The 12,378-nt window shown below is 42.4% G+C and carries 12 protein-coding genes; 8 read left to right on the top strand and 4 right to left on the bottom strand.

Annotated features, from left to right (window positions below; genetic code table 11):
* The first annotated feature begins 75 nt into the window (after positions 1-75).
* The 5 genes from F7734_RS65480 (at position 76) to F7734_RS24270 (ending at position 2,371) form a co-directional block, all read left to right on the top strand.
* A complete protein-coding gene (locus F7734_RS65480) occupies positions 76-198 on the top strand; it encodes a hypothetical protein (protein WP_279239755.1) in 123 nt (40 codons plus the stop codon).
* Positions 199-962: 764 nt separating this feature from the next.
* Positions 963-1,115: a hypothetical protein gene (locus tag F7734_RS24285; RefSeq protein ID WP_347566273.1), complete on the top strand. Its 153-nt coding sequence runs from the start codon at positions 963-965 to the stop codon at positions 1,113-1,115.
* Positions 1,116-1,178: 63 nt separating this feature from the next.
* Positions 1,179-1,502, top strand: a complete 324-nt coding sequence (locus F7734_RS24280) for a hypothetical protein (protein WP_155747066.1) — start codon at positions 1,179-1,181, stop codon at positions 1,500-1,502.
* Between the two features lie 97 nt (positions 1,503-1,599).
* Positions 1,600-1,833 carry a type II toxin-antitoxin system HicB family antitoxin gene (locus F7734_RS24275; RefSeq protein ID WP_155747064.1) on the top strand — a complete coding sequence of 78 codons (234 nt, stop codon included), beginning with the start codon at positions 1,600-1,602 and terminating at the stop codon, positions 1,831-1,833.
* A gap of 322 nt (positions 1,834-2,155) precedes the next feature.
* A complete protein-coding gene (locus F7734_RS24270) occupies positions 2,156-2,371 on the top strand; it encodes a hypothetical protein (RefSeq protein ID WP_155747062.1) in 216 nt (71 codons plus the stop codon).
* 118 nt (positions 2,372-2,489) lie between these two features.
* On the opposite strand, the gene F7734_RS24265 is transcribed toward F7734_RS24270, so the two are convergent.
* The 3 genes from F7734_RS24265 to F7734_RS24255 form a co-directional block, all read right to left on the bottom strand.
* On the bottom strand, positions 2,490-4,607 hold the full coding sequence (locus F7734_RS24265; protein ID WP_155747060.1) for a CHASE2 domain-containing serine/threonine-protein kinase: 2,118 nt from the start codon (positions 4,605-4,607) through the stop codon (positions 2,490-2,492).
* Between the two features lie 62 nt (positions 4,608-4,669).
* Entirely contained in the window at positions 4,670-6,343 is a 1,674-nt protein-coding gene (locus tag F7734_RS24260) for an FHA domain-containing protein (protein ID WP_155747058.1), read from the bottom strand.
* A 24-nt stretch (positions 6,344-6,367) separates the two neighbouring features.
* Positions 6,368-7,117: an FHA domain-containing protein gene (locus F7734_RS24255; RefSeq protein ID WP_155747056.1), complete on the bottom strand. Its 750-nt coding sequence runs from the start codon at positions 7,115-7,117 to the stop codon at positions 6,368-6,370.
* A 323-nt stretch (positions 7,118-7,440) separates the two neighbouring features.
* On the opposite strand from F7734_RS24255, the gene F7734_RS24250 reads away from it, so the two are divergent.
* On the top strand, positions 7,441-7,596 hold the full coding sequence (locus F7734_RS24250; RefSeq protein ID WP_155747054.1) for a DNA-binding protein: 156 nt from the start codon (positions 7,441-7,443) through the stop codon (positions 7,594-7,596).
* Entirely contained in the window at positions 7,569-8,681 is a 1,113-nt protein-coding gene (locus F7734_RS24245; RefSeq protein ID WP_155747052.1) for an RNA-guided endonuclease TnpB family protein, read from the top strand. Before F7734_RS24250 ends, F7734_RS24245 begins: the two co-directional genes overlap by 28 nt.
* Before the next feature lie 123 nt (positions 8,682-8,804).
* Here F7734_RS24245 and F7734_RS24240 read toward each other — a convergent pair whose 3' ends face one another.
* Positions 8,805-11,186 (bottom strand): hypothetical protein, encoded by a 2,382-nt coding sequence (locus F7734_RS24240; RefSeq protein ID WP_155747051.1) that lies wholly within the window; start codon positions 11,184-11,186, stop codon positions 8,805-8,807.
* 351 nt (positions 11,187-11,537) lie between these two features.
* On the opposite strand from F7734_RS24240, the gene F7734_RS24235 reads away from it, so the two are divergent.
* Positions 11,538-12,290, top strand: coding sequence for a DUF928 domain-containing protein (locus tag F7734_RS24235; RefSeq protein WP_155747049.1), 753 nt, complete (start codon positions 11,538-11,540; stop codon positions 12,288-12,290).
* The last annotated feature ends 88 nt before the right edge of the window (positions 12,291-12,378 follow it).

Raw genomic sequence — 12,378 nt, 5'->3', positions numbered from 1 at the left:
GTAGACAAATTATCGTTGTCACTGAGGCGCATCTATCTAAGAATATCAACGCTCACAATAGGCATTACAGCCTAGATGTTTGCTAACTTACAGTTGTTAGCTTTGTCATCTTTTACTTGTTGTCCCATTCTCCTATCTTGTGTTGTGCGTCAAATTATGCAATTGCGCTTCGGCGCACGCTCCGCGATCGCATCTTAATCAGTAAACTCTCCTCACGCATTCCTTGAGCATTCTAAAATGTCATAAATTCTGAGGTAGTACTTTTGTTAACCATTGAGGAAGTTCTGACACTTGTTGGTTGATTCTTCCATTTTCAATTGTTAGTAGATTTTGAGGACCTTCGGGGCTTGAATTGTCATAGATTGAAGTATTATCTGCTAGTCGCAATGCTATTGGTAGATTTTCTAGACTGCGTTCGTACCTGCGTTTGATATCTTCAATTGGAACGTTATGTCCGCCTTCTAATACTCTTTGAGCTACGCGATCGATATTAACTTCTACGTTATCAATACCGATATATATAGGACTCCTATTTGATTTTTGAAATACATATAGGTAGGGCTATGCCGTACACATGATAGTACTGGCGGGCTTTAGCCCTACCTACAGTACTGAGATTTTTTCACAAATCAGATAGGATTGCTATAGTTGTTAATTTATTATTGCTAGTTAATTTATTGTAAAGCGGTAATTAAACTGAGCTTTAAATTCCATTCATCAATTAATGATGCTAACCGACATTTCATTTTACGCTGATGCGTATCACAATTGCACTACCGCTTGCACCATTTGCAAGGCTAAAGCGGAAGTAAAGTATTTATTAGCCGTATTATTAATACTAATAGCGGAAGTGATAATGTAAAAGATGGGGGATGTAAAACCCCCATGTTGAACTCAGATAATTCAAGGAGGTGAACTAACTGAGTAAAAATGGTAACGGTCATCGAAGGTTCTTCAACCCTGTGAGAGTTTTTCTCCGTCTGTTGCTAGAGCAGTGGGAAAAACGCGATCTGGTCAAAGATGAAACGTACCTCATAAACTCCGATGCTGTCAAAGACAACTTGGATGACATGAGTGATGAGGACTTGGAACAACCCGAACATGACCGTAACTAACTAACCCTATAGCCCCTAGAATCGCCCTAGGGGCTTTTCGCCCTAAATATAGGATAAAACATTATGTCAAAGTTAGACACAATTGTTTACCCAGTTTATTATCGAATCATTGAACGTCGCGACAACACTTGGTATTTTACAAAAGGAGAGCCTTTTGTCAACTTGTTTAACGCACCTTGGCTTTCTCAAGAAGATTTATTTGCTGCTTTTGGCATATCTATGAAACAAGCTGCTAATGAGCTTAGACGAATTAATGGTGGCAAACAAGGTTTTTACATTGCGGATATCAAAGACCAAAAATACTACTACTGTGGACGAGAGTGGGAGGATGTCAAAGTCAAGCTCCAAGAACTAGGAATTGGTAGACCAGACCCAATGTCTGTTTGAGGATAAGTATTTATTGTATTGGTAATGCAAGGAAATAAGCGCAAATTTATTAGTTATCTTGGAAGAACTCTAAGTGTGAACAAAGGACAAGCACGTAATGCTCTATAAAGTTCCATTACTACTCTCACCACAACCTGAAGGCGGATTTACTGTGACATCACCGCTACTACCAGAACTAGTCACTGAAGGAAATACGGTTGAGCAGGCTTTAGCAAATGTTCGAGATGCTCTAGCTGCTCTAATTGAGATTTATGAGGATTTGGGACGAGCTTTACCAGCAAATATGACAGTAGATGACACCGATCGCGCAACTGTGGTAATAGCCCGATGAAGTATCTTGAGGTAGCTCAAAAATTAGAAGCTCTTGGGTGTCAAGACGAGGTGGAAGTCTCACTATTATCGCATTAGGAGAGGAGATTATAGAATTGGTGTGACTAATTTTATACTTTCTTCAACTAACTACACTGAGGAGTAAAGTCTATTCCTACATCAGAACAGAAGACGCAATGCTTCAATTTGTGCTATTGGTTTACTAAACTCTACTTGCCCATAAATGTAGTTCGCATAGATAAGCGCACGGGAAATGTATTCTTCTTGGCAGGTGAGGAGAATATTATTGAGATATATCCTAATGGTAGATGGAGGTATGTGGAATGAGCCAACCTAACTTTGAGGCAATGAGCCGGAAAGAGCTACAAGCCTACTTCCTGACTCACCGAGATGATCAAGAAGCGTTTTATGCCTACATTGATAAGCTACACGCTGAAGCTCACTGGGTTGAGATGCCACCTTTGCAATCCCTAGAGGATTTGGAAAATTATCCTGAGTTTCTTGAGCGTCTTCGTAACAGTTCAGAGCCGAGGGCTTGAAGCTTATCGCACTCCTTCCCTCATTACAAACAAATCTCCAACTTCACACCCAAAGTGGTTACACAAGGACAATAAGTGTTGGGTTTCGCAAAGCCTCAACCCAACCTACTCATGATGCTTACAACTTTTGCAGACTGTATAAAACTTCCTCAGTAGACTGTTGTCGCTTGTGGAAGTCAAAGGACACCATTTTGTCTAAGATTGCAGCCAATTCTTCTGTGGTTTGTGCAAGATGTCGCCAAACCAGTGCTGTTGTTGAATCCCGTTCGAGGTGTTTGGCTGGTGTCCCGGTTAAGGCTTGGATAGCAATCATTCCCAGAGCGTAAATATCGCTGTTTAGCCTTGGCTGTCCCATGAACTGTTCTGGAGGTGCATAACCCACGGTACCCACGGCTACTGTGTGGTTCTCCTGTTCCTGGTGGGGCTGAATTTGTTTAACAGCGCCAAAGTCAATTAAAACGATTCGTTCATCTTTTCGCCGCCGCATTAAGTTGCTGGGTTTTATATCTCGATGAATGACACCGTGAGCGTGAACAAATGTCAGTACCGACAAAGTATCTTTAAGAAAATTGACCACTTGAGCATCATGAAAGCGCTTCCCTGGGGTCAGTTCTTCGTGTAGAGAATGCCCTTCGATATACTCTTGCACGAGGTAAAATTGCTGATTGTCTTCAAAATAAGCCATCAATTGCGGGATGCGATCGTGCTTACCCAAAACCTCTAAAAATTCTGCTTCACTTTTAAATAAACGTCTGGAAACTTCTAAAAAGACATCATCTTTTCGAGCTGGTTGTAAGTGCTTAACTACACACACAGGGTTTCCAGGACGATGAGTATCTTCTGCTACATAAGTATAACTAAATCCTCCAGAACCAAGCACTTGAGTGATTTTGTAGCGGTTGTTGAGTAGTTTGGTGTGTATTGGGTTATAGTAAATTCCCGTAGGTGCCTGTGTTGCCTGACTTCCACTTTCTCTTAACAGCGCTTGTAATAGCGAAATGGTTTCTTTTTGCTCTTGAATCTGGAGTGCTATCTTTTCTTTATGTTGCTTGTTCTGGAATGCTGTATACGTGACAACACCTGCTTCTGCTATAAGAAACCCTAAAGCTGGAGGTGCTAGCGGTACCCACCCAGCATGAATAAAGATGACAAAACAGCTTAGAAGTAGTATTCCTAAGGCGGTGCAGGTTAAAAGCCCCAAACGAAGTGGGTGCTGAATGCGCCACGCCAAAACTCCACCTACCAAAGTCCAGCCCCATGTCCAAAGAATTTCTTCCGACTCGGACCAAAACCAAAACAAAGATCGTTCGTTGGAAACTGCATCCAGAATCTGACTCACTATATGAGCGTGAATCACAATTCCAGGCATTTTGCCAGAATTGTCCTGTTTGCCATCGCTATAGGGTGTATCGCGAATGTCCTGAGAACTGGGTGCCGTTGAGCCAATCAAGACAATGCGGTTTTTCACCCAACTTGGATTGAAGCGATCGCCCAGTACATCCGTAAAACTGACTTGTTGAGCAACTTTACTTTCAGAACGGTAGTTCAGCAGTATTTGAAAACCTTGAGCATCAATATTCTGATAACCTCCCGAATCAGCTTCTATGGGTTTAAAAACGGTATTACCCAGTTCCATTCCTTTTGGCGTAAATTGTGGTTGAATATTTAGATATTGGAGCGCCAGTTGCAATCCTAAGGAAGCTTGGGCTGCACAACTTGACTTGGGGTCAGGGGCGGCGACTACTAAATTTCGCCGAATCACCCCATCTCTGTCTTCCACGACATCCGCAAATCCTGCGATTTCAGATTCTATACCTGATGGTGGTGGTACTGCAGGCTCCCGAACATCTCCTAGTTTGCAGATCGGAACAATGCGCGAACTTTGTTTTAGGCTTGCCAGTAGCTTTTGATGACCGGGTTCCACTGGCTGATCGCGAAAGAAGTCTAAACCAATGACTTTTGCTTGATAGCGCTCTAGTTTGCTCAAAACTGTGTCTAAAACATTACCATTGGGTGAAGACTGTTTTAATTTTTGAATGTCATTTTCGGTAAATGCCACAATTAAGAGTCGGGGGTCTGGACTCTGAGCAGCACGCCTTTGCATCATGTAGTCAAAAGCCTTGAGTTCTATAGACTCTAGCACTCCCAACCGTTGAAATCCAACCACCAACAGACCCGCCATGACACTAGCAACAACCACAGGCTGGGTTAGTATATTTTGTAACTTATTAAACATAAAACCCCGGCTATCTTAACATAATTTTAATATAAATAGCTAATAAGTACGGTATATATATTTTATGCATCGATCAAAACCAGCCCAATCGGGTAAGAGATGCAGGTCAGAATGTAGCCCTCCTGACATTGGCTTTCGTCCAAAGCTTTTGGTTCGCCTTCAGTCCAGACTTCTCCTTGTAACTTCCGCTTCTTGCATCTACCGCAAATTCCAGAACGACAACTACTAAGAATTTTTACCCCTTCCTGTTCAGCTAAGTTAAGGATAGGTTGTTCGCCATCACTCTTGACTTCTTTCCCCGATTTCAAGAAAACTACAGCATTTTGACTGGAGGACGTTGTCTCTGGCAAGGTAGAAGTCTGTATGACAGTTGGTGTCCCCTTACCAGTATTGTTACCCCCTCTTGACTCCCAAAAAGTTTCTGTGGGCACAGTCACAACCGTCTGTTTTAATCCCAAAGCTGGGCTGCCAGCAACAGCTTGTTGTTCGGACACCGCCGTAGACTTTTTCCGTGGGGTTTCAAACCTTTCTTCATAGTAGTTCTGCATGGGGAAGTCAAGGCTTTTTAGCATCTGGTTGACGCATTCCATGAAGTCATGAGGTCCACAAACGTATACAGTGCGATCGCGAAAATCAGGTGCAATAACTTGTAGCATGGCTGCATCAAGCCTGCCTGTAAGACCAAACCAACTCTGTCCGGGTTCTCTGCGAGTGGTAGAAATTGCCAGATGAAAATTCGGATACCGCGCTGACATCATCTCTAGTTCCTGACGAAAAATGATGTCACGAGGAGTGCGGGCGCAGTGGAATAAAACTATATCGCAACTAGCGCCAGTGTCACACAGCCAACGAGACATAGACATCATAGGCGTGATACCACTGCCTGCCGATATCAGCAACAGTTTTTGCTTGGGGTTGGCGAAGCAGGTAAAATTCCCCGACGGTTCATTCAGCTTAAGTATACTTCCAGTTGTCACATTTTTGTGCAACCAGTTAGAAACCAATGCCTGCTGTTCCTCAACTTCAGAACCAGGGACAGAGGGGAAACGTTTGACGGTGATTTCTAAGGTATGGGGACGCGAGGGACTTGATGAAATGGAGTAAGAATGCCAAATCAGTTCGTTATTAATTTCCAGTTCGAGCACAACAGACTGACCTGGTTTATAAGCGAACAACACTGGAGGATCTGCCACAAAGCGAAAGGTTTTCACATCATGTGTTTCATCAATAACACCTATGCAGCGAACCGTTAATTCCTTCACCGAGCGTTGCAACCCAGACGATTCTACCATCGCCACTGGCATATCTTCAAGAGGAGAGACAGGGGGGACTGTTGATATTACGCGCTCGTTGGGCTGAGTAACGACGATTTCTTGTAAGTTTTTTTGTGATTCTATAAGCGTTTTGTCTTCCTCTGACCTAATTTGTGAAATCATCAGAATAAATCTACCGATTTGAATGGTGTCACCAGGATGCAGAAGATAATCCTGATTGATTAAAGTACTTTCGCCATTAATCCGGGAACCACCCCTGCTACCCAAGTCAGCAAAATAATAGTTTCCATGTTTCTGAAAAACTTTACCGTGCAACCTGCTGACTTCAGCACTGTCTAGAAATAAATCGCAGTTCAAAAAGCGACCAATAAAGCACTCCTGATTGGGCTTTGTTTCTGGTTTTAAGTCTACCAATTGCAGCTGGTCTGGCTTCTTTGGATCGATGACTTTGATTTTAATCATACCCCTTTCATGATATAATGCTGTCTATACTTGAGTCATAGCTGCTACCTGCCCTAAACTTTGTTGGAGGCGAGCACTTACCATCTCTAAGACATTCATTGCCAATACTGGATTATGTGAAAGCGCTGCCTCAAAGTCTTTTGCCTTGACAGCTAAAGCCCGACACTGTACTCCTTCTGTCACTACTGTTGCCGTGTAATAGCTGTGGGTTAATACTTCTAGTTCACCAATAGTTTGCCCCGGCAAGATAGTTAGATTGCTCTGTGTATCGTTTGCAAGTACCATTGCTTCGCCATCAATCAGGACTATAAGTTCAACAGCAGGTGCTCCTATTTTGCAGATTTCTTGTTGCGGATGGTAAACTCGCACGCTTGCATTGCGAGCCAATTCAATCAAAGTATTTGCCTTCAGCCCTTGGAAGAAACTACTGTCATAAAGCCATAACAGCTTTTCTAAGGTTCCTTTTGATTGAGCGATGGGATCTTCTTGGGGAGCTCGCATTTCCCATTGTAGAAGGAGGACTAACTCATCTGTGCTGCTAAAGCGAACAAAATCTCCCTGGTTCAGTTGCTTTTGCTGGTTGTAAATATGTTCCTTTCCAATGCGTAGACCATTGCCGCTTCCCAAATCTTTAACACTGACTCCTTTGTCACTTAGATAAAATATAGCGTGCTGTCGGGAAACACGTTTATCTAAAATAACGATATCGTTCTCGTGTCCCCGTCCGACTCGAATCGTCGGCTGTTGGAAAATCCGGGTTTCTGTGCGTCCCATTGCTCTAACCTGAGCAATGAGAGTCGCTACATTGGCAGGTTCATTCTGGGACTGCTCGTGAGAGAGAATGCTTTGGGCTGTTTCCTGTAGAAGCCAATCTTTATTTTGCTTGGCATTCAGTATTTGATGAGCCTGCTGGATACCAACCGCAGGATGAATCTGATGTAGGGATTGTAACTGTAACTTAATTGTTGGACATAGTTACCCATTAATAGTCATTTTTGGGTAACTATTATATATTTGTTCGGTTTATGTACGGTTTTCTCTACTTAGTGATTGGTCTTATTTTGGTTATATTTAGACCATACAGTCCAATAAAGTTTATGCCGCAACGAGATAGATGGTTCAAAGTTTTACTAACTCAACAAGAGTTGGATAAATTACAAGCTTATGCTGAACACCAAGGTTGGAATATGTCTCAAGCATTTAGAGAATGGATTAAAGGATTACCATGCTACTCGGATTTAAAACAGAACTAAAACTAAATAATCAGCAACGTACCAACCTAGCGAAACATTGTGGTGTAGCACGTCATGCTTGGAATTGGGGATTGGGACTTACCAAACAGATTCTAGATTGGAACAAAGCAAACCCCACTGAAAAGATAAAGTTCCCGACAGCAATTGATTTGCATAAATGGTTGGTAGCATTGGTAAAGCCTGAATGTCCATGGTATTACGAGTGTTCTAAATCTACTCCTCAAATGGCATTAAGAGCATTACGAGTAGCTTGGAAAGATTTTTTTGAAAAGAAAAAAGGAGTCCCCAAATTTCAGAAAAAAGGAAGACAGGATTCTTTCACTTTAGAAGGCTCAATCAAAATCAAAGGAGTTAAAAAAATTCAAGTTCCTGTTATCGGTGTATTGAAAACTTATGAAAAACTCCCCCAAGAAGATGAAATCAAAACTTGCACAATTAGTCGGGAGGCTGATAGATGGTTTATTAGTTTTAGATTTGACCAATCTCCAGAAGATTTGAAATTAGAAGAAACTTGGTTTTTTCCGACTGTAGGTGTTGATTTAGGTATTTTAAATCTGGCAACATTGTCTACCGGAGAAATAATAGAAGGTGCTAAATCCTACAAAAAGTTCAAGGATAAGCTTTCGAGAATGCAATGGTTGAATCGTCATAAAGTCATAGGTTCAGCTAATTGGAACTCAGCCCAGATGCAGATAGCTAAGTTGCACAAAAAGATTGCCAACATCCGAAAAGATACATTGCACAAGTTGACTACACTATTAGCCAAAAACCACGGCGTAGTAGCTATAGAAGACTTAAATGTATCTGGCATGATGGCTAATCACAAACTAGCCGCTTCTATTGCTGACATGGGATTCTTTGAATTCCGGAGACAATTAACCTACAAGTGCGAGTTCTATGGTACTAAACTTGTCATTGCTGATAGGTGGTTTCCTAGTTCTAAAACTTGTTCCAATTGCGGAACACTTAAGAAAGAACTTTCATTGAAAGAAAGAACTTTTAATTGTGAGTGTGGTCTCAGCGTTAACCGAGACCTGAATGCTGCCATCAACCTGAAAAACTATTCGTCCATCACCGCCAGTTAGGTGGAGTGAGCCTGTGGACTGGTTGGTGCCGACACCGCCAGAGTGAAGCAGGAAGTGAGCATCAAAGTTCAGCTACGACAACCTGACGAAGAATGTCTAGCCTTGGGTAACTTTGGGTAAGTCTTATGTAACGGCATAAAGACTGGCTGCTTGCACTAGGGGGTCTAAGTCTTGTAAGAGTTCGAGCAAGACATTATGAATTGCTTCTGGACGAAATGTTTGCTGCTTGGTGAATGGCGTGGTAACTTCTAACAGATAAGGTTTTGTTTGCAGTTTTTGAGTGTTGGTGGCAGCAATGCCGAGTTGTGTTGATAATGGGAGAGGCTGACTGAGCTTGTCTTGTTGTTTTAATGAACTCATAACCCTTGGGGTTAAACGCTTTTGCCAGCTTAACTGCTCATCGTTAGACTGCAGAATTTCTGCTATGACATTAGCCGCCAATATGCCTGTTGAACGAGCAATGTTGAAAGCTTCAGGAGAGTCTCCCAACAATTCTAAAATGCAGAGTAACTGAGTTGTCATCAGTTTTTTCCTCTCCTGCACGGCTTTTCGCAACAAAACATAAACAGACGCTTGCGGATTTGGGACTGAGTTGCACAGTATTTGATCGCGTACAGCCAGTTCTTGCAGCCCAGCCAACAGGGTTTCGGCTGTTCCCAGAAGTAAACCATCTTGATTAAACATCTCAGCCAAGACTTGTTCCTGTTCATCTGCCGTGATAGCATACTCTTGTCTCAAGGCAAGGATTTGCTTTTGCTGGCGCTCGATCGCCTCTTGCAATGGTGTGCCGCTTGCCATCAGATCCTGAATCAGCAAATCTAATGCATACCTATAGCTTTCGATCCGCAATTTGTTTTCGCGACTGAGTCGCTTTTGAGGATCGAGTAAGCTTGGATTTTCTACCCCAAGTTCTGCTATAGTATTATAGTGCTCTTCATCAGTTACATTCAATTGTTTGCGTAGCTCTTTAAGGGCTGCCGAACTTTCCGCCGAACTAACGTTTCCATCTTCTAAAGCTTCACGCAAAACTTCTTTATAAACTCGCCCTCGTTCTGCACGATTGAAACTGGGCAGCACCTTGGCAAGAACATAGACTTCTTCTGGAATCAGGTCTTGCAATGAACGTCCTTCCAGCAACTTTGACCAGTCCACAGCTAGCTTGTCCAACTGTCGGCGCAATCTATTAGCTAAACTTTCACGGGAATAACGCTCTTTGCTACGCCCCAAGCTGCGCTGCAGCCATAGACTGCTGACTAGCACGATAAACATGTTGAATGCTATAATTGCCCAATCTGGTAGTAAGTTCAAATTGGGGCGACCGCCGAATATAAAGAAGACGTTGAAGGAAACAAAGGTACACAAGACAAAACAGACGTGCAGTAATTGTTCCTCATTATGGTATTTGTTTTTCCGTTTCAGATAAGCTTTATAGGCTTTTTCTAAAGATAGACAGGTAAAATAGCTAGCCGCGCAAAAAACAGCGAGAGTGAGCGGAGCTGCAATGAGCTTGGGGATGGCAATTGGGCGATCGAAGATGTAAAATCCTGGGGCTAAGAGTGTGCGTAACTGCCCTTCTTCATGAGTCCACACTCCAGAATAATAGTATTCCCAGTTGCCAGAGTACAAGAAGTAGAAGACATAGAACCCCAGCATCAAACCAAAATAACCATAGAAGACTAGCTTTTGGTCGGATCTGGTAATTCCCTCCCAGTAAGAACGTTCCGCGTCGATGTCGATACAAGGAGATTGACAACTCACACAAGCACTTTTTTCTTGACCAGAACTATCAACCGTTCTACAGGTAGATTGGGTGATACTTTGTGGCGGCTTGAGGTGAGCATCACTCCCTAGCAAGCCCCGTGGACCTGTGTAAAACATTTGGACGGGTGCCATTGGGCAAAAGTACTGACACCAACTTCTTCCATTGAAAAGAAAACCTACAGTAATGGCTGAGGCGATAGTTAATAGCAGGAACAACCCTAATGCGGTGCGATCGCTATTAACAAACAAAATGCGGATATTCAAGCCCAAGTAAAACAAACCAAATTGCAGAAATAGATAATTGCGTCCCAGCCAAGACTCTTTCTCTACACCTGTCAATTCGTAACGAATGCTATTTGTATCTGGGTTAACTATTTTGCGTTTGCGTTGGATTCCCAAAGCCCGAGGGATTTGGGAGAAGAAATACAATGGACAAATCCGCCGCCAAAATTCATGACCGAACACCAGTAAAATTGCGATCGCGATGGGGACAAACATTGCCCAAAAAATGCGATTGCCAAGACTATATGGCTGTTGCGTGAGACACACTCCTTGTAGCTTGACGCAATTTATTGAGTCAAGGGACTCCAAACGAGCGAGACGAAAAGGGCTGATGGAATTACTGGGGTCTGTAAACCAAGGTGAAATTGGATCGTAAAATAAGGAGAAGATTAACGTTAGCCAGCCGACTGCCAGTAGCCACCTGACCAAATGCATTTTTTTTTCGGAAACTTGACTAATCATTGTTTTGGTAGAGCACTCCAAATTTATCAGACCGGAAGGTATAAAAAGTTGATATTACTAGTCAAAACTGAAATGGATCTCAAGTATCTAGTTATGATTCACGTTTAAATATAGATTTTCCTCATAGTTACTGAAAAATATTGTGAATTTTTGTTAAAGACTGTAATATACAGACCAAGAGGGTAATGGTAGTGTAAACCCAAGGTGCATAAAAGTAAAAAATTTGCACACACAGTCCAAGATTTTTCCCATATAATATAAAGTGAATGAATATAGTTAGCAAAATATGCTGGGTAAGCTTTCTTTCAACCAGTATTGATTGAACCGGATTTTTGCCATATGGGTGTTATCATGAATACGTTTTTACAACGCAGACTTCTAACAAAATCCTTGGCTGCTGTTTTCGGCTTGTCATTCCTGATTCCTTTTACAGCTGCAGAAGCTCGGATAAGATTCAATGCACCGACTAATATAGGAGTACCCGGCAGACGCGTACCAGCCGGCTCGCGAGAGAATAACAGTTGTTTATCAGGAAACAAGAAATTGACAGCTATAGTTCCCCAATCCAACATAGGGTTGACAACAGTAGCGAAACCTGTATTCTTTTTCTATATTCCACCTCAAACTTCTAATGCCACATTAGAGCTAGTGGTGCAGGATGAAAATAAAAGATTCTTCAAGCAAACTTACAAACCAAGTGGCAAAGCAGGATTCGTAGATCTTCCCCTGACTGCAACCTCTCTAGAGGTAGGCAAGGAATATCGTTGGTTCTTATCAGTCATTTGCGATCGCGAAAAACGTTCTTCTGATAAGGTTGTCAGAGGAGCAATCAAACGCATTCAACCCGAACCTCAATTGATGGCAAAGATAAAGAATGCAACTTCGCAAGAGCGTGTAGCTCTTTATGCACAAGCTGGAATTTGGCAAGATAGCCTTGCGACTTTGGCTCAGTTGCGTTTCTCCCGTCCCCACGATGCACAATTAAAAGCCGATTGGGAAACATTGTTAACAGCAGAGGGTGTCGGTTTAGATCCAGAGTTAGTGAATGAGCCTTTGCTTAAAGGGCAGGAAGCACCACAACCGATTGCGAGGTATAAAAATTGATAAACAAATTGCATGTAGGTTGGGTTGAGGAACGAAACCCAACACAGCCTTAGAAAAGTTGGGTTGAGGAACGGAACCCAACATACAT

Source organism: Scytonema sp. UIC 10036 (genome assembly GCF_009725235.1).
The sequence above is the reverse complement of the archived record's forward strand: the minus strand, read 5'-3'. Positions and strand labels throughout refer to the sequence as shown.

Coding starts and splice junctions, on each gene's coding strand:
- F7734_RS65480 (WP_279239755.1), top strand. CDS start 76: ATGTTTGCTAACTTACAGTTGTTAGCTTTGTCATCTTTTACTTGTTGT.
- F7734_RS24280 (WP_155747066.1), top strand. CDS start 1,179: ATGTCAAAGTTAGACACAATTGTTTACCCAGTTTATTATCGAATCATT.
- F7734_RS24275 (WP_155747064.1), top strand. CDS start 1,600: ATGCTCTATAAAGTTCCATTACTACTCTCACCACAACCTGAAGGCGGA.
- F7734_RS24270 (WP_155747062.1), top strand. CDS start 2,156: ATGAGCCAACCTAACTTTGAGGCAATGAGCCGGAAAGAGCTACAAGCC.
- F7734_RS24265 (WP_155747060.1), bottom strand. CDS start 4,607: ATGTTTAATAAGTTACAAAATATACTAACCCAGCCTGTGGTTGTTGCT.
- F7734_RS24260 (WP_155747058.1), bottom strand. CDS start 6,343: ATGATTAAAATCAAAGTCATCGATCCAAAGAAGCCAGACCAGCTGCAA.
- F7734_RS24255 (WP_155747056.1), bottom strand. CDS start 7,117: ATGGGACGCACAGAAACCCGGATTTTCCAACAGCCGACGATTCGAGTC.
- F7734_RS24250 (WP_155747054.1), top strand. CDS start 7,441: ATGCCGCAACGAGATAGATGGTTCAAAGTTTTACTAACTCAACAAGAG.
- F7734_RS24245 (WP_155747052.1), top strand. CDS start 7,569: ATGCTACTCGGATTTAAAACAGAACTAAAACTAAATAATCAGCAACGT.
- F7734_RS24240 (WP_155747051.1), bottom strand. CDS start 11,186: ATGATTAGTCAAGTTTCCGAAAAAAAAATGCATTTGGTCAGGTGGCTA.
- F7734_RS24235 (WP_155747049.1), top strand. CDS start 11,538: ATGAATACGTTTTTACAACGCAGACTTCTAACAAAATCCTTGGCTGCT.